This is a genomic window from Bradyrhizobium barranii subsp. barranii (genome assembly GCF_017565645.3).
GTDB lineage: Bacteria > Pseudomonadota > Alphaproteobacteria > Rhizobiales > Xanthobacteraceae > Bradyrhizobium > Bradyrhizobium barranii.
Genome location: NZ_CP086136.1, coordinates 1,884,784 through 1,907,940, shown reverse-complemented (window position 1 = coordinate 1,907,940; position 23,157 = coordinate 1,884,784). Strand labels below are relative to the sequence as shown.

The following is a 23,157-nucleotide window of genomic DNA, read 5'->3' as shown; positions in this document are numbered from 1 at the left end:
ATGATGCGAGTCATGCAAGATTCAAAGCTTGCAAAATCCAGATCTTGCAGAATCAAAAATCAATGCGTTCCGGGGCACACACTATGACACAAGTCGCGATCCAGCCAGCCATCCATCGCCGGCATCAGCCCTGGTACAAGATCCTCTACATCCAGGTGCTGATCGCGATCGCGCTCGGGGTTCTCATCGGCTATTTCTATCCCGATCTCGGCAAGGAGCTGAAGCCGCTCGGCGACGGCTTCATCGCGCTGATCAAGATGATGATCGCGCCTGTCATCTTCTGCACCGTGGTGCACGGCATTTCCTCGATGGGCGACCTCAAGCGCGTCGGCCGGGTCGGGCTGAAGTCGCTGACCTATTTCGAGACGGTCTCGACCGTCGCGCTCGCCATCGGCCTGCTGGTCGGCGAGATTCTCCAGCCCGGGCACGGCTTCAACATCGATCCCGCCACGATCGATCCGAAATCGGTGGCGACCTACGTCACCAAGGCCAAGGAAGAGGGCATCGTCGCCCATCTGATGGCGATCATTCCCGACAGCTATGTGGGCGCGATCGCGCGCGGCGACCTGCTTCAGGTGCTGCTGATCTCGATCCTGTCGGGCTTCGCCATCGCCTTCCTCGGCAAGGCCGGCGAGCCGATCGCGGAGGCGATCGACAAGGCCGCGAAAATGTTCTTCGGCATTATCCGCATCATCGTGCGCGTGGCGCCGATCGGCGCGTTCGGCGCGATGGCGTTCACCGTGGGCGCCTACGGCCTCGGCTCGCTGCTCAACCTCGCGGCCCTGATCGGCACGTTCTATCTCACCAGCATCCTGTTCGTGTTGATCGTGCTGGGCTCGATCGCGCGGCTCTCCGGCTTCTCGATCCTGCGCTTCATCGCCTACATCAAGGACGAACTCTTGATCGTGCTCGGCACCTCCTCGTCGGAAACGGTGCTGCCGCAGATGATCCAGAAGATGGAGCATCTCGGCGCCTCGCGCTCGGTGGTCGGCCTCGTCATTCCGACCGGCTACAGCTTCAACCTCGACGGCACCAACATCTACATGACGCTGGCGACGCTGTTCCTGGCGCAGGCGACCAACACCCATCTGACGATCTGGCAGGAGCTCGGCATTCTCGGCATCGCCATGATCACCTCGAAGGGCGCCTCGGGCGTGACCGGCGCCGGGTTCATCACGCTTGCCGCGACGCTCTCGATCGTTCCCGACATCCCGATCCAGTCGATCGCGATCCTGGTCGGGATCGACAAGTTCATGAGCGAGTGCCGCGCGCTGACCAACCTGATCGGCAACGGTATCGCCTGCGTCGTCATCAGCATCTCCGAAGGCGAGCTCGATCGCGAGGCGCTGCACGAGACCATGGCTCATCCGCTGGAGATGGGCGAGGCGCTGGAACCGGGCGGCAGCGCGGCCTCGTAGGCCGCGCCACGCAGCCCCGCTGGGGGCAGGGCGTCGGGTTCTTGTTGTCGGGCCTTAGAGAGCAGTGTTGGCGACCAGCTCGACCCTGCGCGTGATATCGATCGCCTGCAGGAACGCCTCGTCGTGACTGACCACGAGCAGTGCGCCGTCATAGGCCCTCAAGCCTGCCTCGATGGCTTCGATGGACTCGATGTCGAGATGATTGGTCGGCTCGTCCAGGATGAGCAGGGACGGCGGCGCCGCCCCGCCTAGAACGCAGGCGAGGCCCGCACGAAACAGCTGTCCGCCACTCAGGCTCCCCACGATCTGCGCGGCGGCATCGGCGCGAAACGCGAACCGGGCCAGGGCAGCATGGCACTCGTTCGCGCTCGCTTTCGGATTGAGACGCCCGAAATTGTCAAGGATGGAGATCGCGGGATCGAGCAGGCTGACCTTCTGGTCGAACAGCGCGAAGTCCGGCCTGACCCGCACGGTGCCCGCGAACGGGCGCAACTCGCCTGTGACGAGCTTGAGCAACGTTGTCTTGCCGGAACCGTTCGGCCCGACGACCCCGACGCGCTCCGGGCCGACGAGGGTGAGTGAGAGATCGCGCAGGACCGGCTGCACCGGCTGGTAGCCGGCGTTGACGCGATCGAGCCATACCACCTCCCTGCCCGCCGGCAGGCCGGTCGGGGGCAGCTTGACCGACAGCGGCTTGCGAATCTCGACGCGCCGGCGGGCCGTGTCGACGGCCTCGATCGCCTCCGCGCGCCGCCGCTCGGCGATCTGCGCGGTCTTTCCGCCGCTGTCCTCGCTGCGGTCCTTGCGTGCACCGGCGAGAATGCGCGGCATGTCGCCCTTGGCGCGCTTCTTCCTGCCGCCGCTGTCCTTGCGCGCCTTGCGTTCCGCCGCCTCCTGCGCCTTGCCGTCGATCTCGGCAAGATGCTTCTCGGCATGCGCAAGGTCGTGCCTGACGGCAGCGAGCTCGATGGCCTTCTGCTCGCGGTAACTGCTCCAATTGCCGCCGTACCGTCTTGCCCCGAGCGATGTCATCTCGACGATGGCATCCGTGGTCTCGAGCAGGTCGCGGTCGTGACTGACGACGATCGCCCCGCCCCGCCAGCCTGCGAGCAGGTCGACCACTGACTTACGTCCATCCCGATCGAGATTGTTGGTGGGCTCATCGAGCAGCAGGAAGTCCGGCTCGGCGAAGACCAGCGCGGCCAGACGGATCCGCGTGATCTGCCCGCCCGACAAACGATCCAGCTCCGTGTCGGTATCAGGATCGAACCCGACACGCGCTAGCGCGGACGCAAGCCGCGCTTCAAGCGTCCAGTCGACGTCGGTGACTTCGTCGGCGAATGCATCGCCCCGCTCGGCACGGCGAAGCAGCTCCAGCGCTGCGCGCGCGCCGAACAGATCGATCACCGCGGCGCCCGCAGGAAGCTGGACGTCCTGGCGGAGCATTCCCACGGTTCCGCTCACGAGAACGCGTCCCGCTTGGGGAATGTGCTCTCCGGTGATCGCAGCAAGCAGCGTTGTCTTGCCGACGCCGTTGCGGCCGACGAGACCAGCCCGTTCGGCACCAAATGTCAGGTTGAGGTCGGAAAGGAGAGGACGGCCGTCAGGCGTGGACAGCGAGAGGTTCGACAGGATGATCGATGCAGGCATGGAATTCCCCGTGAGCAAGGCGGATGGGCGTTGCGGTCGGGGTGAAATCCATGGATGCGAAACTCCTGATTGATGTCTCGCTGATAATCCCGCCGGGCGCCGAGATCAAGGCGCATTCCGTGCGACGCGTCCGCGCCAATCAGCAAAGCATCACGAAGCTGTTGATGGACGCTGCATGGGGCATGCGGTAAGGGGCAAAAAACAACGTGTCTCAACCAAGAGGCCATCTCTTGAGCGGCAAGCCGAATAGCCCCCTCGCCCAACTGCTTCAGCAAGCCTTTCTGGCGCTACGTGCAAAGCAGTTCGACATTGCAAGGCAGCTTGCGACCGAAGCCCTGAAATCAAATCGCACCGACCGGAATGCCGTGCTGATCCTCGCCCATGCCCTGCTCGGCCAGGAGCGTGCGGAGGAGGCGATTGCGCCGCTGGCGAAAGCCGCGAAGCGCAATAGCGATCCCGAAATCGAGACGCTGCTCGGCCATGTGCTGTGTGCCGCGCGGCGCAGAAGCGATGGACTGGCGCAACTGCGGCGAACCACAGCGCGCCGTCCGCCCTATCTGCCCGCGTTCCAGGAGCTGGCGGGCCAGCTTGCGAACGCCGGCGAGGTTGGCGAGGCGGTCGGGATGATCGAGCAAGCCCTCGCGCTCGCCCCGGCCAGCGTCGATCTGCAACTCGACCTTGGCCGCATGCATGTCCGGAATAACAATCGCGCCAAAGCGCGTACCGTGCTGACCGCGGCGCGCGCGATCGGGCCGGGACGCACCGATATCCTGACCGAACTTGCCTGGGCCGAGCTTCTCGACGGCGCCTATGCGGAGGCCGCCGACACCTACCGTCACGCGCTCGGGCTTCGCCCGGACGACGCTCTCTCCCGCGCCAATCTCGCGATCTGCCTGATGGAGATGGGCGAACGCGATGGCGGCGAGGCGGCGCTGCGGTCCGTGTATGGCGGACGGCCGCAGATGCTCAGCCGCGCCGCCCTCACACTCGCCGCCTCGTCGCACGGCCGCTTCTTCTTCCGCCCGAGCGCCGCGGCGAAATTCCTGGGAGCCAGGCCCGAGCGGGCTACGCCCTGAATTTCCGCCGGTACAGACCCGGCTCGCGCTTCAGCGCGGCGCGCAGGGCGTGGACCTTCTGCGCTTCATCCTCGGTGAACGCCGAGGTCTGCCGCGTCCAATCCTCACGCTTGACCGGAATGCATTGCGCGATCGGTGTGCCCTTGGGCAGCACGCCGCGAAAGCCCGTATTGTGCCAATGCGCCGGAAAGTGGATCCAGCTGTCGCGATAGCGATCGCAATCGACGAGGCCGCTCAGCGTGATGAACGGCAGGTCGAAGCGATTGACCGGATGGGTGAAGAACAGCGAATAGCCTTCCGGCGCCTCGATGGTCCAGAGATTGTGAAACTTGATGACGAAGCGATCGGCCTCGAACAGCGGCGAGCCGGTGAGCTGGCCCTGATCGTGAAAGCTGATCGGCGAGCGCGGAAAATCGATCTCACCGCCGGGCGGGATGTCGTTGTCCCAGCTGATCTCGCCATCCTCGACCCTGATATCGCAGATTAGCGGGATCAGGAAACCGCATGTCATCGCGTCGATGAACGGCGGGCAGCGCTTGACCGTCTCGTCATCCTGCTGATTGAGGGCACTGAAGGCCGTGGTCGGCATCGCCTTGAGCCAGTCGGGAACGCCGAGATTCGCCGGCACCGGCTGCGGCAGCAGGCCTTCGAGTTCTCCGGGGCAGCGAAATTTGATCGCGAGCTCGTTGTTATTATTCTGCGAGGACATTGGGCATTCCAGCCGAGTCCCCTACTGATAAACGGAAACTGCGGCGCGTCAAAGCGCCGCAGCTAATCCAGACCATTACATCTTCGTCATGTTCGGATCGACGGCTCTCTTCACGGGCCCGTGAGAAGAGCGCAATCAGCCCTTGAGTGCGGTCACCACCACCTCGATCAGTGCACCGCCGCCGAGATCGGCAACGCCGACCGTGGCACGCGTCGGCAGGTTGTCGCCGAAGAACTCGGTCCAGACCGCGTCCATCTCCTTCTTCTTGGAAAGATCCGTGACGAAGATCGAGGTGCTGACGACGCGCGACTTGTCGGTACCGGCTTCCTTCAGATAGCCGGCGATCTTGCCGAGGATGTTGCGGGTCTGGTCGCCCATGGACACGGAGGTGTCGTCGGCGATGGTGCCGCCGATGAAGACGAAGCCGTTGGCCTCGACGGCGCGGTGCATGATGGGCGTGCGGATGCTGCGGGTGATGCTCATGATGTCCTCTTCTTAGAGCGTGGAAGGATGGAAACGGTCGATGCCGAGATCGCCGATTCGGGTCTGGGTGCCGCCATTGACGATCAGCTCGGCCATCACGGCGCCGGCGCCGGGGCCGAGCTGAAAACCGTGCAGCGAGAAGCCGAACTGGTGATAGAGGCCCTTGTGACGGCTGCTCGGTCCGAACACAGGGATATCGTCCTTCATCTTCGCCTCGATGCCGGCCCAGGCGCGGACGATCGTCGCGCTGCGCATCACCGGGAACAGCTCGAACACGGTGCGCGCGCTGACCGCGAGGCTCTTCCAGTCCAGCACGGTCTCGTTGCGATCCTGATAGGGCGTCGCCAGATGGCCGCCGCCAATCAGCACGGTGCCGTTGGAGAATTGCTTGAAGGACAGTTTGCGCCCGCGCAGGATCACGACGGGGTCGATGAAGTGCGGCACGCGCGAGGTGATCATCAGCATCGGCGCCACGGTCTCGACCGGAACGGGCTCGCCGAGTGCGGCCGCAATGTTTCCGGCCCAAGCGCCGGCGGCATTGACGAGCACCGGCGCGGCAAAGGTTTCAGTGCCGACATCGACGTGCCAGAGGCCGCCGCTCTGACGGATGTTGCTGGCCGCCATGCCCTCGCACACGGTCGCGCCGAGCTGCTCGGCCTTGCGCCGGAACGCCGTCGTTGTCTGCGCCGGATTGGCGGCCCCATCGCGGCGCGACACCACGCCGCCCGGACATGTCTCAGCCACGGCCGGCACCAGCCGCCGCAATTCAGTCGCGTCGATCAGCTCTTCATGGGTGAAGCCAAGCGCGTTCAGCTCGGCGACACGCGCGCGGCAGACCGCGAGCTCCTCCTCGTTCTCCGCGACGAGAACCTGACCGTAACTCTCAAAGCTGCAATCGTCGTCGAGGAGATCGGTGATCTTCTCCCAGATCCCCATCGAGCGGATCGAGAGCGGGATTTCCGGCACGTGCCGCGCGAGCTGGCGGACGCCGCCGGCATTGACGCCCGATGCATGGCGGCCGGCGTAGTCTTTCTCGATCAGCACCGGCTTCATGCCGGCGAGGCACAGATGCAGCGCGGTCGAGCATCCGTGGATGCCGCCGCCGACGACGATCGCATCCACGTTTTGGGTCATCCGCGCACCACCGCCTTGACGTCGGCCTCGCTCTTCGGGACAGCGGCGAGCTCGGCGAGGGTGATCGGCTTGACCGGTGCGCGCAGCCGGTAATAGCCGATCTCCTGTGCCGTCTTGCCCCGCGCCTGCGCCATCAACTCGGTGACCGTGAGGCCGCAGAGCCGGCCCTGGCACGGGCCCATGCCGGTGCGGCGATAGGCCTTGAGCTGGTTCGGCCCGGTCGCGCCGATGGCAACGGCATCGAGAATGTCCTTCGCGGTGACTTCCTCGCAGCGGCAGACGATGGTGTCGCCCGTGGGAATGCGGAACTGCGGCGCCGGGCGGAACAGCGTGTCGAGAAAGACGCGGCCGCGCTCGGCCTTGGCGAGATCGGCGCGGAGCGTCGCCATCGGCGCAAGCTTTGTCGCAACCGCAGGCGCCAATGCCTCCACTGCCGCGCGCGCCGCGATGCGGCCACGGACCACAGCCGCATTGGCACCACCGATACCGGCGCCGTCACCAGCGATCGCGATGCCCGCTACCGACGAATTGCCGCTCGCGTCTAACACCGGCGACCAGCACAATTGCAGATCATCCCAGCGATGCTCGATACCGGCGGCCATCGCCAGATTGACATTGGGCACGACGCCCTGATGCAGCAGCAACAGATCCGCGGGGATGGTCTCGCGCTTGCCGCCGGCGACATAGCTCACGCTCGCGAGCTGGCCATCACCGGATGCTGAGAGCTCGGTCACACCTGAGACGACCTGCACCTTGGCTTTTACCTCGCGCATCATCGACAGCCCCTTGGTGAAATAGGGCGAGGTCAGGAAGGCGAAGGCATGCGGCAACGCGGCGAAGTAGTTGCCGCGCTCGGTGGTGTCGAGGATGCGATCGATGCGGCCGCCCAGCCGCAAGATCTGCGCGGCGAGCAGCCAGAGCAGAGGCCCCTGCCCCGCGATCACCGTGCGTCCGTCAGGCACCAGGGCCGATGATTTCAGCATCGTCTGCGCCGCGCCCGCGGTCATCACGCCCGGCAAGGTCCAGCCGGGAATCGGGAACGGCCGCTCCAGCGCACCGGTCGCAAGGATCACGCGCTGCGCCTTGAGAAAAGCGGACGCACCGCCGATCGAGACGGCGATCTCGAGATTGCGGTCGAGGCTCCAGACGGTGGCGCGATGGATAACCTCGGCGCGGCTCGCGCGGAGCGACTGAACGAGGTCGGCACCGACCCAATAGTCGGCGCCGAGCTGACTGCGCTCGGTCACCGGCGTCGACGAGATGGCGCGAAACACCTGGCCGCCGGGGCCGATGTTTTCGTCGAGCAGCAGCGTCGACAGGCCGGCTTCGGCGGACGTCGCAGCGGCCGCGAGGCCGGCGGGCCCGGCGCCGATCACCACGACGTCATAGGCTTCGCGCTTGGGAGCTACAGTCATTTTCCGATCTCCCGCTTGCCCTTCTGAATCTCGATCTGCATGCCTTCGGCGACGGGCACGAGGCAGCCCTGGCGGTTACCGACGCCGTCGATGGTGACGAGGCAGTCGAAGCACACGCCCATCATGCAATAGGGCAGACGCGGCGCGCCGCTCACTGCGGTGGAACGGCGCGCATCACAGCCGGAGGCCAGCAGCGCGGCGGAGACGGTGTCGCCCTGGCGCGCCGCGATGGCCGTGCCATCCACGAAGATTTGCACCTGCGGTCGCCTTTCCTGTTCGGATCGTCTAAACATGGGATGCCTCTTGGCTCCTTTAGATATCTCTAGTAGCCGCTGTTGTTCGCGGCACCGGCGGCGCCGAAACGGCTGGCCGAGAACGCGCCGACCAGCTCCGGCTCGAGCGCGCCAGCTGCAACCATGCGCGCGATCTCGAAAGCGTGGTTGGAGGCGAGCGTCACGCCGGAATGGCAACAGGCCACGAAGGCACCGGGATGCGTCTCCGACTGGTCGTAGATCGGAAAGCCGTCCTGCGGCATGACGCGGATGCCGGCCCAGCTCCTGACCACGTTGAGCCGCGCCAGATGCGGAAACATCCTTTGCGCGCGATCGGCCATCACGGCGCTGACGGAATGCTTCAGGGTGCGATCGTCGAGCTCGTCCTCCTTGCTGTCGCCGATCATCACCGTGCCCTCGTCGGTCTGGCGGATCGTGGTCAGCGGGTGCGGCAGGAACGGCATGGTGCGCTCGGTCACCACGATCTGGCCGCGGGTCGGGCCCATCGGCGCGTAGAGGCCGACCATGGGCGCGAGCGTCTGGTTGGCGTTGCCGGCCGCGAGCACGATCTTGGCGGCCCGCAGTTCGCCTTTCGGCGTGGTCAGGCGAAATTCACCACCGCTCTTGGTGATGGCCGAGACCGGGCGCTCGGGAAAATAGTCGATGCCGAATTCCCTGAAGCCGGTGTGGAACGCGCGAAAGGTCCGCAGCGAATTGACGTGGCCGTCGAGCGGACAATAGCTGCCGCCGGAGACTTCTGGCCCGATCAGCGGCAGCGACTTCTTCACCTCGGATGCAGAGAGCATCTCCATCTTGTAGTCGGCAGCACCGGTCTGGTTGTGCATGCGCTTGACGAGTTCGGTGCGCTGGCCAAATTCATCCTCGCCGAGCGTGAGATGGAAGCCGCCATTCTGCTGGAGTGAGACATCGAGGCCTGTCTGCTGCTTCAGCTCGGAGGCGAGCCGGCCCCACGCTTGCGACGCCTGCACGGTCCAGACCGTATAGGCGGGCATGCCCAGACCTTTGCTCTGCACCCAGACCAGCGCAAAGTTAGCGCGCGAGGCGCGCTTGGTGATGTCGCCTTCGTCGAGCACGGCCACGCTCCTGCCGAGCCGGCCGAGGCCCCAGGCGATAGCGGAGCCGAGCAATCCGCCGCCGACCACAGCGACGTCATAATCCCTGGACATGGGTTCTCCTATCGTCCCGTATCGCCCTTGCCGCCGAGCACACGGTCGAGCCCGTAGAAGCGGTCGAGCAGAATGAGGGCGGTCATGGTAACAGCGATCACGCAGGCCGAGACCGACGTCACCAGCGGATCGATGTTGTCCTGGATGTAAAGGAACATGCGCACCGGCAACGTCTCGGTGCCGGGTGCCGCGAGGAAGACGGTCATGGTGAGATCATCGAAGGACTGGATGAAGGCGAGCGCCCAGCCGCTGATGACGCCGGGCAGGATCAGCGGCAGCGTCACGCGGCGAAACAGCGTCCAGCCGTTGGCGCCGAGCGAGACTGCGGCCATCTCGACCGAGAGGTCCATGCCGGTCGCCGCCGCCAGCGTCAGCCGCAGCGCGAACGGAAACACGATGATGACATGCGCGATGATCAGCGCGGCAAAGCTGCCGCCGAGGCCGGCCGAGGTGAAGAAGCGCAGGAAGGCGATGCCGAGCACGACATGCGGGATCATCAGCGGCGACAGGAACAGCGCCGCGAGCGCATCGCGGCCGCGGAAGCGATAACGCGCGATCGCCAGCGCCGCCGGCACCGCGAACAGCAGCGCCACGAAGGATGAGAGCGCACCGAGCCCCAGGCTCACCCAGAAGGCATGGATGAACTCGGGATAGTTGGCGATCGCCCTGAACCAGCGCAGCGAAAAGCCGTTGGTCGGCAGCGACAGGAAGCCCTCGGGCGTGAAGGCAACGAGGCATACCACGAGGATCGGCGCGACCATGACGATGACGAAGATCGTGTGGAAGATCAGCGCGAGCGGGCCGTTCCGGCTCATCGGAACACCTCCGCGTAGCGGCGCTCGATCAGCGCGTTGCTGCCGACGACGATCAGCACCAGCGCGACCAGCAGCAGCGTTGCGACCGCTGCACCGAGCGGCCAGTTCAGCGTGTTGAGGAATTCGTCATAGGCCAGCGTCGCCGCGACCTTGAGCCGGCGGCCGCCGATGATCGCGGGCGTCGCGAAGGCACTGGCCGAGAGCGAAAACACGATGATCGCCCCCGACAGCACGCCCGGCATGATCTGCGGCATGATGATGCGGCGGATGATGGTCACGGGTCCCGCGCCGAGCGACATCGCGGCGTTCTCGATCTGCGGGTTGAGCCGCTGGAGCGCGGCCCACACCGACAGCACCATGAAGGGCATCATCACATGGGCGAGCGCAACCACCATCCCTGTCTCGGTGAACATGAAGGGAATGGGCGAGCGGATCACTCCGAGCGACATCAGCAGCTTGTTGACGAGGCCGTTGTTGCCGCCGAACAGCAGCGCCCAGCCGAGCGTCCGCGCCACCACGGAGATCAAGAGCGGCCCGAGGATGATCAGCAGGAAAAAGCTCTTCCAGCGGCCACTCATGCGGTTGAGGATGTAGGCTTCGGGTGCGCCGAGCAACGCGGTGAGCAGCGTTGTCAGGATCGCGATGCGAAACGTCCGCCAGAACATTTCGGCATAATAGGGATCGGTCGCGATCTCGTGCCAGTTCTTCAGGATGAAGACCAGCTCGATGCCCTTGTACTGACCCCAGTCGTGGAACGACAGCATCACCGTCATCGCCAGCGGAATCAGCAGCACGCCGACGAACAGCATCAAGGCGGGCGCGGTCAGCGCCCATGGCGCACGCGCGTTGCGCTCTTCGGCGGCCGCGCTCATGCGGAGGCTCCGCCGCGCACGCTCATGTCTTCGGGACGCCAGGCGAGGTGAACGGCCTCGCCCTCGGCCGGCTGCCTCTCGCCATCATTCTGGCGGATCACAATCGCGGGCCCGCATTCGCTGTCGCACTGGAACAGCCAGTGATTGCCCTGGAAGATACGCGTGACGATCTTTGCGCTGAGCCCGGTATCGCCAAAGCCGATCCGTTCAGGGCGAATGCTGACAGTGACAGGGCCACTGAGCCCGGCCGGCGCCGGCGCGTTCCAGGAGCCAGCCACCAGCCGCACCGGAGTCGCGGTCCGATCAATCGTCGCCGCAAAATCGTTGGTCTTGCCGAGGAACTGCGAGACGAAGGCCGAGGCTGGCTTCTCATAGGTCTCCTGCGGCGAGCCGATCTGCTCGATGCGGCCCTGGCTCATCACCACGATGCGGTCGGACAGCGACATCGCCTCGTTCTGATCGTGGGTGACCAGGATCGTCGTGGTGCCGATGGTGCGCTGGATCTGGCGCAGCTCGATCTGCATCTCCTCGCGCAGTTTGGCGTCGAGATTGGACAGCGGCTCGTCGAGCAAGAGCACGCTCGGCTTGATCACCAACGCGCGCGCCAGGGCCACGCGCTGCTGCTGACCGCCGGACATGCGGCGCGGATGGCGGTCCTCAAAACCGGCAAGCCCGACCATCGCGAGCGCGGCGCGGACGCGCTCGGCTCTTTCGGCGCGCGGCACGTTGCGCATCTCGAGGCCGAACGCGACGTTCTCCGCCGCCGTCATATGCGGAAACAGCGCGTAGCTCTGGAACACGATGCCGAGCCCGCGCTTCGCGGGATGGATCGCGGTCAGGTCCTTGCCCTCCAGGCGGATCGCGCCGCGTGTGGGATCGAGGAAGCCCGCGATCATCTGCAGGGTCGTGGTTTTGCCGCAGCCGGACGGGCCGAGGAAGGAGATGAACTCCCCCTTCCCCACCGACAGGCTGAAGTCATCGACCACAGTCTGCGCGCCGAACTGTTTTGCGACCCGATCGAGCTCGAGATAGGCCATGCGCTGTCTCCGCTACGAACGATCAGATCAACGCTCGACCTCGCGATTCCAGCGCTTGGTCCACTCCTCGCGCTTCTCGTTGATCACAGTCCAGTCCGGATTATAGAGCTTTGCCGCGCGCTCGCCGATCGGCGCCATCTTGCCGAGCTCCGGCGGTACCACCAGTGATTTCAGCACCGGGCCGTATCCGTAGTCCTTCAGCATCACGAGCTGGATTTTTGGATCGAGCAGCATCTTGACGAAGTTGGAGGCGAGCGGCGAGGCATTCGGCTTGGTGATCGGACACGCCGTCGTCAGCAGCGTCGCCGCGCCTTCCTTCGGATAGACGAAGTCGACGGGGAAGCCGGTGTTGGCGAAGCTCTGCACGCGGCCCGTGCCCCACACCGCGATCACGGCCTGGCCGGACTGGAACAGCTCGGTCATCTTGCCCGGCGACGGCTCATAGGCAAGCACGTTCGGATTGATCTGCTCCTTGAAGATCTTGAAGCCGGAATCGACGTTGGTCTCGCTGCCGCCGTTCATCTTCGACAGCATCACCAGCGCTTCGAGGCCGTAGGTGTTGTTGATCGGCGGGATCACGAGCTGTTTTGCGTATTTCGTGTCCTTCAGATCGTTCCAGGAGGTCGGCGGCGCCCAGCCTTTCTCGGCGAACACCTTGGTGTTGTACATCAGGCCGGTCGCGACGATGCCGATCGCAACGGCGCGATCGTCCTTGAAGCGCGCGGTGTCATAGAGATCGGCGGCCGGCAAGCCTTCGAGCTTGCCGCAGAAACCGAGCTGGATCGCCTGGTACATCGGGCCGTCGTCGACGATGGCGACGTCGATCTGCTGATTGCCCTTCTGCGCCTGGAGCTTGGCCAGCGTGTCGGTGGAGTTGCCGGCGACGTATTCGACCTTGACCCCGTTCTCCTTCTCGAAGGCCGGGATCACCTCGTCGCGGATGGTCTTCTCGAACGAGCCGCCGTAACCGGCGACATAGAGCGTTTTCTGCTGGGCCGAGGCGGCCGACGGGACAGCAATGAGCGCTGCGATGCTGACCGCGGTCAGAAGGCTGAGAGTCTTCATATGGACCGATCTCCAATACCGGGATGAGGTGACGTGCCGAAAAATCTCTGACTGAGGCGCCTTCCGCATTTCCTTCCGCGCCAACCCTCTCCGGACAGGGCTCCGGCCCCTGTTCGCCAGGTTTTGGCGCGATTCGGAGGTTTGAACCCCTCCAATCTGCCGAAAAAGCGGGCTGTCTCCAGTCCTGATGAAAAAGATCGCAAACCCTGGCTTCCATCGTCCAATGAATAATGGCACCCTCTGCATGCCTAAATATTATGGATGGAAATTGGGATGGCGCGGATCAATTCGCGGCAGGTGGAGGCCTTCCGCGCGACAATGCTGACCGGCACCGTGACTGAGGCGGCGGCGCTGATGACCGTGACGCAGCCGGCCGTGAGCCGGTTGCTGCGCGACCTCCAGGCGCTGCTGAAAATGGAGCTGTTCGAGCGGCGCGGTACCGGGCTGGTGCCGACCGCCGCGGCGATGGCGCTCTATACCGAGGTGGAGCGCTCCTTCGTCGGCCTCGAACGCATCACCGCCGCCGCCGAGGAAATCCGTGGCCGCCGCACCGGCTCGCTACGAATCGCCGCGCTGCCAGCGCTGTCGAACGGCTATCTGCCGCGGCTCGCCGGACATTTCCTGAAAGAGCGGCCCAACCTCAACCTCGCCTTCTTCGGCGTGATCTCGCCGATCGTGGTCGATTGGGTGCTCAACAATCAATGCGACATCGGCTTTGCCGAGGTGCCGATCGCCCATTCCGGCCTGCCGAGCCAGCGGCTACCCGCGCTGGCGCGCGTCGCGGTGCTGCCGACCGGCCATCGCCTCGCGGAGAAGGAAGTTCTGGAGCCGCGCGATTTCGAGGGCGAGACGTTCATCTCGCTGTCGGCGGGGTCGTCGAGCCGTCACCTCGTCGACCAGGTGTTCCATCGCCACGACGTCCGCCGCGTGCTCAGGGTCGAGACCACGCTGTCGGAGATCATGTGCGGCATGGTGTCGTCGGGATTAGGCGTCGCGATCTGCGATCCCTTCACCGCGCAGGAATTCTCCACCCGTGGCGTCGTCGTGCGCCGCTTCCTGCCGCGCATCGACTTCGAATTCTCCGCCGTTTTTCCGGCGCAGCGCAGCCCCTCGCCGGTGGCGCTGGATCTCGTCGAGACCATGCGCAAAGCGCTGGTTGAATTCGAGGACGACGCAGCGCTCAGCCGTTGAACGCGACCTGCGCCTCCGGCAGGTCCCAGATCTTGCCGATCGCCGCACTGCCCGCCGCCGTGATCGCCGCTTCGTCAGCGCCGAGATAGCATCCCTCATCGACCAGCATGCGGCCGTCGACCATGACCTGATCGATGTTGGCGCGGTTGGCGAGCGCGATCAGCGCGCGGCGCGGATCGAACAGCGGCTGAAGATGCGGATGGGTGAGATCGACGACGGTGAGATCGGCCGTCGCGCCCGGCTCGATCCGGCCGAGATCGGGCCGCTTGATGACGTCGGCAGCCACGGCCGTGTTGGCCTCGATCAGTTCCGGCGAATTGGCGACATCGGCGCGCTGTGACGTGACCTTGGAGATCAGCGAGGCCGCATTGAGCTCGCCAAGCAGGTCCATGTTGTAGCCGTCGGTGCCGACCACGGTGCACACGCCATGCTCGGCAAAACGGCTGAACGCCGCGGTGACGCCGGCGCGCGCGAATACGCGCGGGCAGTTGAGCACGGTCATGCCGCGCGCGGCCATCAGCCTGAGATCGTCGTCGGTGCTGAACATGCAGTGCGCCGCCATCAGGTCCGGCGCCAGCAGGCCGAGCCAGTCCAGATATTGCGCCGGCGTGCGGCCGCCATAGCGCTTGCCGATGGTCTCGACCTCGGCACGGCTCTGCGCCATGTGCGTCGTGATGGGCACGCCAAGCTCGCGCGCCCGCGTGGCGCAGGCTTTCAGCAGATCGGGGCCACAGGTGTCCGTTGCGTGCGGGCTCATCGCGAGGCTGATGCGGCCGTCGCCGCGATTGTTCCAGCGCTGATAGAGCGCGTCCCACGTTGCCATGTCGGCGGTGCCGTCGTCGCCGGAATAGCGCACGACGCCATCAGGGCCCGCCTTGGCGTCGGACGTCGAGAACAGATAGGGCGCGCCGTAGAAGCGGATGCCCATCTCTTCGGCGGCATCGAACATCTCCGGAATCGAATTGCGGAACGGCTCCATCACGGTGGTGGCGCCGCCCTTGAGGAGCTGGAGGATGCCGAGCCGGGCGACCGCGAGGCGCTCTTCCGCCGACAGGATATCGGCGCCGCGCTTGGTCAGCGGCAAGAGCACCGTATAGACGATGCTCTGGTTGTTCTTGCGGCCGTTGCCATCCTCGGTGTGGCTGCGCGCCACCGCTTCGGAGAAGCAGTGATTGTGCAGGTTCAAGAGACCGGGCAGCACGAAGCGGCCGGGGCGATCGTAAGTTTGATCCGCACTCGGCTTGCTGCGCGTGATTGCGGCAATCTTCTTGCCTTCGACCAAGACCCAATGGTCGCGCAGCACATCCTGCACGCCGTCTTTCCGTGACAGCACATAGCTGCCGAAGATTGCTGTGGTGCTCATGCGGGGCGTACGTTCCAGAAGACAGCGGTGCCGTCGAGAATGCCGGTGATGGCTTTGCGATAGGCGGTCGGCTGCTTGTACAGGCCGATCGGAATATAGGGGATTTCGTCGAACGCGACCGTCTGGATTTCGCGGCAGATGCGCTGCTGCTCGGCAAGCTCGGAGGCGGCCAGCCACTGGCTGCGCAAGGGCCCCATCTTCTCGCTCGCATACCAGCCGGCGACCTTGCCCTCGCCGCGGATGTTGGTGTTGCCAGCTGGATTGAGCCAGTCGATGCCCTGCCAGTTGCCGACCGCGGCGCTCCAGCCGCCCTGCCCGATCGGGTCCTTCTTGAGCTGGCGCTGCAGGACGACGGCGAAATCGAGCCCGGCATATTCGACGTTCATGCCGGCCTTGCGCAGCGAGTCGACCGCGATCTCGCCGAGCGGCTTCTGCGCCAGCGAATTGGTCGGGACCAGCACCACGATCTTCTCGCCATTGTAGCCCGCGGCCTTCAGCTCGGCCTTGACCTTGGCGTAGTCGCGCGGCCCACGGAACACATCGAGGCCGACGTCACTCGCCATCGGGGTATCCGGCGCGAAATAGCCGATCGGCGAGACCTGGAAGGCCGGATCGGTGCCGGCCACTGCCGTCATGAACGCGGACTGATCAATCGCGCCCAGTAGCGCGCGGCGAATGGCGGGATTGTCGAACGGCGGCTGAAGATGATTGAGGCGCAGCATGCAGGCGTAGCCTCTGGGGTCAAGGATGCGCGTCTCGATATCGCCGGCCGCCTTGATGATCGGCAGCAGATCGTGCGGCGTGGTCTCCTGCCAGTCCTGCTCGCCGGTCTGGAGCGCGGCGACGCCGGTGCCGGCATCGGGCGTGGTGGTCCAGACCACGCGGTCGTAATGCACGATCTTCGGTCCCGCGGTCCAATCCGGCTTGCCGTCGGTGCGCGGCTGGTAGCGGTCGAATTTGGCATAGGCGTTGCGGGCGCCCTGCACGCGCTCGTCGGCGAGATAGCGAAACGGGCCGCTGCCAATAACTTCGGTCAGCGGCTTGAACGGGTCCTGGCTCGCCAGCCGCTCCGGCATCATGAAGCAGGGATTGATCGCGGCCTTGCCGAGCGCCTGCGGCAGCAGCGGGAACGGGCGCTTGAGGCGGAAACGAATGATGCGGTCGTCGGCGGCCGAGAGCTCGGCGGTCGCCTCCAGCAGCTCGCCACCAAAGCCATCACGCGCGGCCCAGCGGCGGATGCTGGCGACGCAGTCGCGCGCCAGCACACGTTCGCCATCGTGCCAGAACAGACCGTCGCGCAAGCTGAGGTCCCATTGCAGCAAGTCAGCGGAGATGGCGTGGCCCGACAGCATCTGCGGCGAGACCTGCAGCGAGGAGCTCATGCCATAGAGCGTGTCGTAGACCATGAAGCCGTGGTTTCGCGACACCTGCGCTGTCGAATAGATGGGGTCGACGAAGGCGAGGTCGATGACGGGAATGAAGCGCAAGGTGCTCTGGGATTCGGCGCGGACGATGCCCGGCAGCGAAAACGCCGGCACTGTTGCAGCGGCCTTGAGGAGCGAGCGGCGGGAGATAGGCATTACGAGAGGCTCCTGACGGATCTTACGTGTTCAACAAGACCGCGCCGATCGCAGCGGCCACCGCCTGCTGCGCCGGCTCGATCACGGGCACACCAATCGCTTCCGCGATCGCCGCGCGGTGCGACGCCATGCCAGCGCAGCCCATCACCACGACATCGGCGCGGCATTGGGTGACCAGCGCGCGGCCGGCGTCGATCAAGCGGCCGCGGATGTCGGCGCCCGCCGTCTCCGCGGCACTGGCGCCGACCGACCAGCTTCCGGCGTAACGGCTGTCGACGCCCATCACCCGCGCCAGGCGCTGCTGGCGGCGGATGCTCGACGGCGACAGCGCGATGATGCCAAAGCGCTCGCCCAGCATCAGCGCGCGAAAGATGCCGCATTCGGCGATACCAAGCACCGGACGGCCGCCGGCCGCCTCGCGCACCGCATGCAGGCCGGGATCGCTGAAGCAGGCCAGCACGAAGGCATCCGCATCGTCGCGCGTGACGCGGTTGACCAGCGGCATGACCACGCTGTCGGCATCGCGCTGCGAGCTGATGCCCGGCGGCCCCTCGGCGAGGCCAACCACCTCGATGTCAGGCCCGCCGGCAATGCGCAGCGGCGCGACCGCCTCGTCGATCGCCGCCGTCACCGACGCCGAGGAGTTGGGGTTGATGACGAGGATGCGGCGACGGGTCATGGTGCTGCTCAGCGGTTGCCGGCTTCGTGGCGCAGGAAGTTTTCCGCGATCTTCTCGCCGGTCGTGATCCAGACGTCAGGGCACGACTTTGCGTAGGTCAGGAACTCGCGCAGCAGGCGCAGCCGCATCGGACGGCCGCTGCACTGGGGATGCAGCACGGTCGTCACCATCGCGCCCCAATCCCTGGTTTCGTCGAGCTCGTCCTTCCAGATCGAGAGCACGTGCTCCTTGGGGAAGATCGAGCGCGGGCTGAAGCGGGCAGAGAGGCCGTGCATCCAGTCGTCATAGCTCGCTGTGACCGGCAGCTCGATCGTGCCGGGCTTGCCGTCGGCCAGACGATGGCGATAAGGCCGCACGTCGTCGCGGAACGAGGACGTGTAGACGATGCCGTGACGTACGAGTGCTGCGCGCAGCTCCTCGGTGAACTCGCCATAGGGCGCGCGATAGCCGGTCGGCCTGACGCCGAGCCGGCGCTTCAGCGCCTCGAAACCGCGCTCCAGCTCCTCCTCGATCCATGGATCACCAGGATCGGGCAGCAGATGGTGATAGCCGTGGTGGCCGATCTCGTGGCCGGCCTTGAGGATCGACTCCGCCATCGCCGGATGCGCGTCGACAGACCATCCCGTGACGAAGAAGGTCGCCTTGAGATCGAGCTGGTCGAGCAGCTCCAAGAGTCTGGGCGTGCCGACGCGCGCCTCGTAACCGCCATAGCTCATGGTGATGAGCCGCTGCGCGTGCACCGCGTCCTTGCTGGTCCACGCGCTCTCCGCGTCGACGTCGAAGGACAGGAACATCGCCGAAGTGTACGGCTTCGGCCAGGGATATTCCGGCGCGGGATCGGCGGTGTTGGCCGGAACGAGCGGGATGCTCTTGAGTGCCTTACTGTCCAGCATTGATGGTCGCCTTCTCAAATCCGTTGTCGTTCAGTTTCCATTTGGCAAGCAGGGTCTTGTAGGTGCCGTCGGCGATCAACCCATCGACCGCTTCGAGAATGGCCTGCTGCAGTGCCTTTTCCTTGACCGGCAGGGCAATGCCGGTGAATTGCTGCGCGATGGGCTCGCCCACGGACGCATAGGCGCCGGGCTCGAGGTCCATGATGTAGGGCAGCGTCTCGTTGCCTTGGGCGGCGGCATCGATGCGGCCCTGCCTGAGCTGGGTGCGGGCGTCGGCCGAGCCGTCGGTGCCGATGAACTGGATCGGACTGCTGCCGCAATTCTTCTCGCTCCACGCCGCGATCTGCGCCGGGAACATGGTGCGGCGGCTGGCGCCGACCTTCTTGCCGCAGAGCGATGCCGCGTCCTTGAACTCCGCCTTGCGCGACTGCTGCACGAAGAACTGCGGGCCGCTCCTGAGATAATCGACGAAGGACGCGATGTCGTGACGGCTCGCGTAGTCCGTGAAGCCGGACAGAATGGCGTCCACCCGCCCGGTCGAGATCGACGGCATGAACTCGGCAAAGCTCGTCTCCTGCCATTCGATCTTGACGCCGAGCTTGCGGCCGATGGCTTCGCCGAGATCGATGTCGAAGCCGGACAGCGCGTTGGTGGCGGGATCGCGGAATTCCATCGGCGGATAGTTCGGGACCAGCGCCACCTTGAGACTGCCGCGCTTGGCGATCTCCGCCGGCAGCTCGATGGACAAGGCCGAAACGGTCATGGCGCCGAAAAGCGCCGCCGCAACCCAAAGTCTCTTCATCAACACGCCCCCATTTCAGATCACAGCCGAAAGAAATGCCTTGGTGCGCTCCTCGCGCGGCGCACCCAATACGTCCGACGCGCGCCCCTGCTCGACGATCGCGCCCTGGTCCATGTAGACGACGCGGTCGGCGACCTCGCGCGCGAAGCCGAGCTCGTGCGTCACCACCATCATGGTCATGCCGCTCTTCGCCAGCTCCTTCATGACCGCAAGCACCTCGCCGACGAGTTCCGGATCGAGCGCACTGGTCGGCTCGTCGAACAGCATCAACATCGGCTTCATGGCGAGCGCGCGCGCGATCGCCACGCGCTGCTGCTGGCCGCCGGAGAGCTGCGCGGGATACCAGTTTGCCTTGGCGGACAATCCGACGCGCCGGAGCAGTTCGAGCGCCTCCGCGCGCACCTCGTCGGACTTGCGCCCCTGCACCTGAAGTGGGCCTTCGGTGATATTCTCCAGCGCGGTCTTGTGCGGAAACAGGTTGAAGCGCTGGAACACCATGCCGGTCTTCAGCCGCTGCCGCCCGATCTCCCGCTCGCTGAGACGGTAGAGCTTGCCGCTTTGCTCGCGCACGCCAAGCAGCTCGCCGTCGAGCCAGATGCCGCCGGCATCGATCGCCGCAAGCTGGTTGATGCAACGGAGCAGCGTGGTCTTGCCGGAGCCGGAGGCGCCGATCAGGCACATCACCTCGCCGGGCCAGACGTCGAGCGAGACGCTTCTGAGAGCCTGGAACTCTCCAAAGCTCTTGCTGACGGAGCGGATCGCGACGAGGGGTTTTGTCATCGCGCCAGCCGCAATGTGCCGCGGGCAAAACGGCGTTCGAGCAGCATCTGGAGCGGCGTCAGGATCGAGACCACGAGCAGGTACCAGAGCCCGGCAACGATCAGCAGCTCGATCACGCGCGAATTGGCGTAGTAGATGTTTTCGGCGTTGTGCAGCAGTTCCGGATACTGGATGACGCTCGCGAGCGAGGTCGCCTTCACCATGCCGATGAACTCGTTGCCGAGCGGCGGGATCACCACCCGCATCGCCTGCGGCAGGATGATCCGGCGCAGCGCGCGCAGCCGCCCCATGCCGATCGCCTGCGCCGCCTCGTATTGCCCGATGTCGACCGACAGCATGCCGGCGCGCATCACCTCGGACGTATAGGCGCCCTGGTTGATGCCGAGCCCGAGCAGCGCGGCGAGGAACGGCGTCATGACGTCGACCGCGCGCGCAGACCACAGGCCGGGAATGCCGATGGTCGGAAACACCAGCGCGAGGTTGAACCACAACAGCAGTTGCAGGATCAGCGGCGTGCCACGGAACAACCAGGTGTAGCCCGCCGCGACCGTCTTCAGCACCGGATTGGGCGACAGCCGCATGACCGCGACGACGACGCCGAGGACAATGCCGAGCGCCATGGCCAGCACCGCCATCACCATCGTGTTGACGATACCTTCGAGAATGACTTTTGCGGTCAGGAAGCGGCTGACATAGGACCATTCGATCTGACCGCCGGCGAAGGCGCGCACGATCGCCGCCAGCACGAGGACGATCAGCGCCGCGCTGAGCCAGCGAAACCAGTGCGGCTCGCGCGCGATCCGCATCCCCGACAAATCAGGGAAACCCTCCGCGAGTGCCGGCACCGGCTTCATTGCGGCGCCGCATTCAGCATGGGCTGGGCCACCGCGTTGGCCCCCAGGCCCCATTTGTCGAGAACGGCCTTGTAGGCGCCGTCGGCGATCATCGCCGTGAGCTTCTCCGTCACCACCTCGCGCAAAGCCGCATCGTCCTTGCGGAACATGATGCCCTGGTAGCCTTTGGCGAAGGGCTCGCCGACGACGCGATATTTGCCGGGCTCCTGCGTCTGCGCGTAAGGCAGCGTCTCGCTGCCCTGCACTGCGGCGTCGATGCGGCCCTGCTTGAGCTGGTTGCGGACGTCGATCGAGTTCTCGCCGGGGACGTACTGAATGGCCGGCTTGCCGGCCGGCTCGCAGTTCTGCTTGCTCCACTTCTCGATCTCGACCGGGAAGCTGGTGCTGCGGGTGGTGCCGACCTTCTTGCCGCAGAGATCCGTCGCGTCCTTGGCCGCATTGTCCGCCATCACGAAGAACTGCGGGCCGGTCGCGAGGTAGTCGACGAAATCGGCGGTCTCGCGCCGCGAGGCGCGGTCCGAGATGCCGGAGATAATGAAGTCCGCGCGCCTGGTCTGGAGCGACGGGATCAGCTCGGCGAACGGCGTCTCGCTCCAGACGATTTTGACGCCAAGCCGCTTCGCAAGTTCGTTGGCCAGATCGACGTCGAGCCCGACGAGCTCGTTGGTGGCGGGATCGCGGTACTCCATCGGCGCGTAGGTGGAGTTGACCGAGAGCTTCAACGCGCCCGCCTGCTTGATCTCCGCGGGAAGCTCCGCCGCTTGCGCCGACGTTACGGTAGCCAGTACTGCGAGACCGAGAGAGAGCGAGAGGCGTATCATGTCAGCTCCTTTGCCAACGTTTTGCTTTGAGTCCTTTGCCAGCGCCGTGCCAGTCAGTCCGCGTCGAGAACGGCCGGCTCGATGACGCCAGCGCGTTCGGTGATCACCCTGTATTGCTCCGGCCGCCGGTGGGCGGCGAAATTGAACATCTTGTCCTTGCCCTGGCGGCAGAGATCGAGATCGATGTCGGCGACAATGACTTCGTCCGCCAGAGTCTGGGCCTGCGCGACGATGCGGCCGTTGGGATCGACGATGCAGGAGCCGCCGATCAGCCCGGAGCCGTCCTCCTCACCCGCCTTCGCCACCGAGATCGCCCAGGTCGCGTTCATGTAGGCGTTGGCCTGCGTCACCAGCGTCGAGTGGAAGGTGCGCAAGGACGCATCTTCAGTGACGCCGCCATTGGGGTCATAGGCCGCCGAATTGTAGCCGATGCAGACCAGCTCGACGCCTTGCAGGCCGAGCACGCGCCAGGATTCCGGCCAGCGGCGGTCGTTGCAGATCATCATGCCCATGATAGCGTGGGCCCAGGCCGAGCCGGCGCGGAAAGCGGGAAAGCCGAGGTCGCCATATTCGAAATAGCGCTTCTCGAGCTGCTGGTAGCGCGCGCCTTCGCGCGGCTCGACCGAACCGGGCAGATGCACCTTGCGGTAACGGCCGAGAATCTCGCCGTCGCGATCGACCAGGATGGCGCAATTATAACGGCGACCGTCCGGTGTCAGCTCGGCATAGCCGACATAGAAGCCGACGCGCAGCGCGCGCGCACGGTCGAACAGTTTTGCCACGGCCGGGTTCGGCATGCCGCGCTCGAAATAGTGGTCGAGCGCGGCGCCTTCGAGCAGCCAGCGCGGGAAGAAGGTGGTGAAGGCAAGCTCGGGAAACACCACGAGGCTGGCGCCGCGACGGGCGGCCTCCTCCAGCATGTCGAGCATTCGCGCCAGCGTATGCTCGCGCGTATCGGCTTTTTGCGTCGGCCCCATCTGTGCGGCGGCGGCGCGAAGGACACGAACCAAGATTGCCTCCAATATGTGCGCAGTGCTGCCTCAATGGGCGAATGAACCCTT

The 23,157-nt window shown here is 65.4% G+C and carries 24 protein-coding genes; 4 read left to right on the top strand and 20 right to left on the bottom strand.

Annotated features, from left to right (window positions below; genetic code table 11):
- Window positions 1–83 precede the first annotated feature (83 nt).
- Window positions 84–1,418 carry a dicarboxylate/amino acid:cation symporter gene (locus tag J4G43_RS09370; RefSeq protein ID WP_208084612.1) on the top strand — a complete coding sequence of 445 codons (1,335 nt, stop codon included), beginning with the start codon at window positions 84–86 and terminating at the stop codon, window positions 1,416–1,418.
- 54 nt (window positions 1,419–1,472) lie between these two features.
- Here the strand turns inward: J4G43_RS09370 and J4G43_RS09365 are convergent, their stop codons facing one another.
- Window positions 1,473–3,068, bottom strand: a complete 1,596-nt coding sequence (locus tag J4G43_RS09365; RefSeq protein ID WP_208084611.1) for an ABC-F family ATP-binding cassette domain-containing protein — start codon at window positions 3,066–3,068, stop codon at window positions 1,473–1,475.
- A gap of 23 nt (window positions 3,069–3,091) precedes the next feature.
- On the opposite strand from J4G43_RS09365, the gene J4G43_RS09360 reads away from it, so the two are divergent.
- Window positions 3,092–3,259: a hypothetical protein gene (locus J4G43_RS09360; RefSeq protein ID WP_155257924.1), complete on the top strand. Its 168-nt coding sequence runs from the start codon at window positions 3,092–3,094 to the stop codon at window positions 3,257–3,259.
- A 39-nt stretch (window positions 3,260–3,298) separates the two neighbouring features.
- Entirely contained in the window at window positions 3,299–4,144 is an 846-nt protein-coding gene (locus J4G43_RS09355) for a tetratricopeptide repeat protein (protein WP_208084610.1), read from the top strand.
- Here the strand turns inward: J4G43_RS09355 and J4G43_RS09350 are convergent.
- The 10 genes from J4G43_RS09350 to J4G43_RS09305 form a co-directional block, all read right to left on the bottom strand.
- Complete coding sequence (locus J4G43_RS09350; protein WP_208084609.1) at window positions 4,134–4,853, bottom strand: hypothetical protein; 720 nt, start codon at window positions 4,851–4,853, stop codon at window positions 4,134–4,136. The genes J4G43_RS09355 and J4G43_RS09350 overlap by 11 nt on opposite strands.
- 135 nt (window positions 4,854–4,988) lie before the next feature.
- Entirely contained in the window at window positions 4,989–5,336 is a 348-nt protein-coding gene (locus J4G43_RS09345; RefSeq protein WP_028151454.1) for a RidA family protein, read from the bottom strand.
- Window positions 5,337–5,348: 12 nt separating this feature from the next.
- Complete coding sequence (locus J4G43_RS09340; protein WP_208084608.1) at window positions 5,349–6,470, bottom strand: NAD(P)/FAD-dependent oxidoreductase; 1,122 nt, start codon at window positions 6,468–6,470, stop codon at window positions 5,349–5,351.
- Entirely contained in the window at window positions 6,467–7,885 is a 1,419-nt protein-coding gene (locus tag J4G43_RS09335) for an FAD/NAD(P)-dependent oxidoreductase (protein WP_208084607.1), read from the bottom strand. Before J4G43_RS09335 ends, J4G43_RS09340 begins: the two co-directional genes overlap by 4 nt.
- Window positions 7,882–8,178, bottom strand: a complete 297-nt coding sequence (locus tag J4G43_RS09330; RefSeq protein ID WP_208084606.1) for a (2Fe-2S)-binding protein — start codon at window positions 8,176–8,178, stop codon at window positions 7,882–7,884. The genes J4G43_RS09335 and J4G43_RS09330 overlap by 4 nt, the downstream gene beginning before the upstream one ends.
- Window positions 8,179–8,207: 29 nt before the next feature.
- Window positions 8,208–9,344: an NAD(P)/FAD-dependent oxidoreductase gene (locus J4G43_RS09325; RefSeq protein ID WP_208084605.1), complete on the bottom strand. Its 1,137-nt coding sequence runs from the start codon at window positions 9,342–9,344 to the stop codon at window positions 8,208–8,210.
- An 8-nt stretch (window positions 9,345–9,352) separates the two neighbouring features.
- Complete coding sequence (locus J4G43_RS09320) at window positions 9,353–10,159, bottom strand: ABC transporter permease (protein WP_208084604.1); 807 nt, start codon at window positions 10,157–10,159, stop codon at window positions 9,353–9,355.
- Window positions 10,156–11,031: an ABC transporter permease gene (locus J4G43_RS09315; RefSeq protein ID WP_208084603.1), complete on the bottom strand. Its 876-nt coding sequence runs from the start codon at window positions 11,029–11,031 to the stop codon at window positions 10,156–10,158. Before J4G43_RS09315 ends, J4G43_RS09320 begins: the two co-directional genes overlap by 4 nt.
- Window positions 11,028–12,068, bottom strand: a complete 1,041-nt coding sequence (locus J4G43_RS09310) for an ABC transporter ATP-binding protein (protein ID WP_208084602.1) — start codon at window positions 12,066–12,068, stop codon at window positions 11,028–11,030. The genes J4G43_RS09315 and J4G43_RS09310 overlap by 4 nt, the downstream gene beginning before the upstream one ends.
- A gap of 27 nt (window positions 12,069–12,095) precedes the next feature.
- Window positions 12,096–13,133, bottom strand: coding sequence for an ABC transporter substrate-binding protein (locus J4G43_RS09305; RefSeq protein WP_208084601.1), 1,038 nt, complete (start codon window positions 13,131–13,133; stop codon window positions 12,096–12,098).
- A gap of 273 nt (window positions 13,134–13,406) precedes the next feature.
- Between J4G43_RS09305 and J4G43_RS09300 the strand changes: the two genes are divergently transcribed.
- Window positions 13,407–14,324, top strand: coding sequence for a LysR substrate-binding domain-containing protein (locus J4G43_RS09300; protein WP_208084600.1), 918 nt, complete (start codon window positions 13,407–13,409; stop codon window positions 14,322–14,324).
- On the opposite strand, the gene J4G43_RS09295 is transcribed toward J4G43_RS09300, so the two are convergent.
- Genes J4G43_RS09295 through J4G43_RS09255 form a run of 9 tightly spaced genes read right to left on the bottom strand, consistent with a single transcriptional unit; the run spans window position 14,314 to window position 23,073 of the window.
- A complete protein-coding gene (locus J4G43_RS09295) occupies window positions 14,314–15,687 on the bottom strand; it encodes an amidohydrolase family protein (protein WP_208084599.1) in 1,374 nt (457 codons plus the stop codon). The genes J4G43_RS09300 and J4G43_RS09295 overlap by 11 nt on opposite strands.
- Complete coding sequence (locus J4G43_RS09290; RefSeq protein WP_208084598.1) at window positions 15,684–17,267, bottom strand: ABC transporter substrate-binding protein; 1,584 nt, start codon at window positions 17,265–17,267, stop codon at window positions 15,684–15,686. Before J4G43_RS09290 ends, J4G43_RS09295 begins: the two co-directional genes overlap by 4 nt.
- 22 nt (window positions 17,268–17,289) lie before the next feature.
- On the bottom strand, window positions 17,290–17,946 hold the full coding sequence (locus J4G43_RS09285; RefSeq protein WP_208084597.1) for an aspartate/glutamate racemase family protein: 657 nt from the start codon (window positions 17,944–17,946) through the stop codon (window positions 17,290–17,292).
- Between the two features lie 8 nt (window positions 17,947–17,954).
- Window positions 17,955–18,839: a polysaccharide deacetylase family protein gene (locus J4G43_RS09280; RefSeq protein WP_208084596.1), complete on the bottom strand. Its 885-nt coding sequence runs from the start codon at window positions 18,837–18,839 to the stop codon at window positions 17,955–17,957.
- Entirely contained in the window at window positions 18,826–19,641 is an 816-nt protein-coding gene (locus J4G43_RS09275; RefSeq protein WP_208084595.1) for an ABC transporter substrate-binding protein, read from the bottom strand. The genes J4G43_RS09280 and J4G43_RS09275 overlap by 14 nt, the downstream gene beginning before the upstream one ends.
- Window positions 19,642–19,656: 15 nt before the next feature.
- Window positions 19,657–20,421, bottom strand: a complete 765-nt coding sequence (locus tag J4G43_RS09270) for an amino acid ABC transporter ATP-binding protein (protein WP_208084594.1) — start codon at window positions 20,419–20,421, stop codon at window positions 19,657–19,659.
- Window positions 20,418–21,275 carry an amino acid ABC transporter permease gene (locus J4G43_RS09265; RefSeq protein ID WP_014492344.1) on the bottom strand — a complete coding sequence of 286 codons (858 nt, stop codon included), beginning with the start codon at window positions 21,273–21,275 and terminating at the stop codon, window positions 20,418–20,420. Before J4G43_RS09265 ends, J4G43_RS09270 begins: the two co-directional genes overlap by 4 nt.
- Window positions 21,272–22,096, bottom strand: a complete 825-nt coding sequence (locus tag J4G43_RS09260) for an ABC transporter substrate-binding protein (RefSeq protein WP_208084593.1) — start codon at window positions 22,094–22,096, stop codon at window positions 21,272–21,274. The genes J4G43_RS09265 and J4G43_RS09260 overlap by 4 nt, the downstream gene beginning before the upstream one ends.
- Window positions 22,097–22,149: 53 nt before the next feature.
- Window positions 22,150–23,073, bottom strand: a complete 924-nt coding sequence (locus tag J4G43_RS09255; RefSeq protein WP_249814825.1) for an N-carbamoyl-D-amino-acid hydrolase — start codon at window positions 23,071–23,073, stop codon at window positions 22,150–22,152.
- Window positions 23,074–23,157: the final 84 nt, after the last annotated feature.

Excerpts from the sequence above, each read along its gene's own strand:
- J4G43_RS09270 (WP_208084594.1), bottom strand. The coding sequence starts at position 20,421 with ATGACAAAACCCCTCGTCGCGATCCGCTCCGTCAGCAAGAGCTTTGGA.
- J4G43_RS09335 (WP_208084607.1), bottom strand. The coding sequence starts at position 7,885 with ATGACTGTAGCTCCCAAGCGCGAAGCCTATGACGTCGTGGTGATCGGC.
- J4G43_RS09280 (WP_208084596.1), bottom strand. The coding sequence starts at position 18,839 with ATGCTGGACAGTAAGGCACTCAAGAGCATCCCGCTCGTTCCGGCCAAC.
- J4G43_RS09260 (WP_208084593.1), bottom strand. The coding sequence starts at position 22,096 with ATGATACGCCTCTCGCTCTCTCTCGGTCTCGCAGTACTGGCTACCGTA.
- J4G43_RS09290 (WP_208084598.1), bottom strand. The coding sequence starts at position 17,267 with ATGCCTATCTCCCGCCGCTCGCTCCTCAAGGCCGCTGCAACAGTGCCG.
- J4G43_RS09265 (WP_014492344.1), bottom strand. The coding sequence starts at position 21,275 with ATGAAGCCGGTGCCGGCACTCGCGGAGGGTTTCCCTGATTTGTCGGGG.
- J4G43_RS09305 (WP_208084601.1), bottom strand. The coding sequence starts at position 13,133 with ATGAAGACTCTCAGCCTTCTGACCGCGGTCAGCATCGCAGCGCTCATT.
- J4G43_RS09285 (WP_208084597.1), bottom strand. The coding sequence starts at position 17,946 with ATGACCCGTCGCCGCATCCTCGTCATCAACCCCAACTCCTCGGCGTCG.
- J4G43_RS09340 (WP_208084608.1), bottom strand. The coding sequence starts at position 6,470 with ATGACCCAAAACGTGGATGCGATCGTCGTCGGCGGCGGCATCCACGGA.
- J4G43_RS09365 (WP_208084611.1), bottom strand. The coding sequence starts at position 3,068 with ATGCCTGCATCGATCATCCTGTCGAACCTCTCGCTGTCCACGCCTGAC.
- J4G43_RS09315 (WP_208084603.1), bottom strand. The coding sequence starts at position 11,031 with ATGAGCGCGGCCGCCGAAGAGCGCAACGCGCGTGCGCCATGGGCGCTG.
- J4G43_RS09320 (WP_208084604.1), bottom strand. The coding sequence starts at position 10,159 with ATGAGCCGGAACGGCCCGCTCGCGCTGATCTTCCACACGATCTTCGTC.
- J4G43_RS09310 (WP_208084602.1), bottom strand. The coding sequence starts at position 12,068 with ATGGCCTATCTCGAGCTCGATCGGGTCGCAAAACAGTTCGGCGCGCAG.
- J4G43_RS09325 (WP_208084605.1), bottom strand. The coding sequence starts at position 9,344 with ATGTCCAGGGATTATGACGTCGCTGTGGTCGGCGGCGGATTGCTCGGC.
- J4G43_RS09345 (WP_028151454.1), bottom strand. The coding sequence starts at position 5,336 with ATGAGCATCACCCGCAGCATCCGCACGCCCATCATGCACCGCGCCGTC.
- J4G43_RS09360 (WP_155257924.1), top strand. The coding sequence starts at position 3,092 with ATGGGCGTTGCGGTCGGGGTGAAATCCATGGATGCGAAACTCCTGATT.
- J4G43_RS09295 (WP_208084599.1), bottom strand. The coding sequence starts at position 15,687 with ATGAGCACCACAGCAATCTTCGGCAGCTATGTGCTGTCACGGAAAGAC.
- J4G43_RS09300 (WP_208084600.1), top strand. The coding sequence starts at position 13,407 with ATGGCGCGGATCAATTCGCGGCAGGTGGAGGCCTTCCGCGCGACAATG.
- J4G43_RS09330 (WP_208084606.1), bottom strand. The coding sequence starts at position 8,178 with ATGTTTAGACGATCCGAACAGGAAAGGCGACCGCAGGTGCAAATCTTC.
- J4G43_RS09370 (WP_208084612.1), top strand. The coding sequence starts at position 84 with ATGACACAAGTCGCGATCCAGCCAGCCATCCATCGCCGGCATCAGCCC.
- J4G43_RS09350 (WP_208084609.1), bottom strand. The coding sequence starts at position 4,853 with ATGTCCTCGCAGAATAATAACAACGAGCTCGCGATCAAATTTCGCTGC.
- J4G43_RS09275 (WP_208084595.1), bottom strand. The coding sequence starts at position 19,641 with ATGAAGAGACTTTGGGTTGCGGCGGCGCTTTTCGGCGCCATGACCGTT.
- J4G43_RS09255 (WP_249814825.1), bottom strand. The coding sequence starts at position 23,073 with ATGGGGCCGACGCAAAAAGCCGATACGCGCGAGCATACGCTGGCGCGA.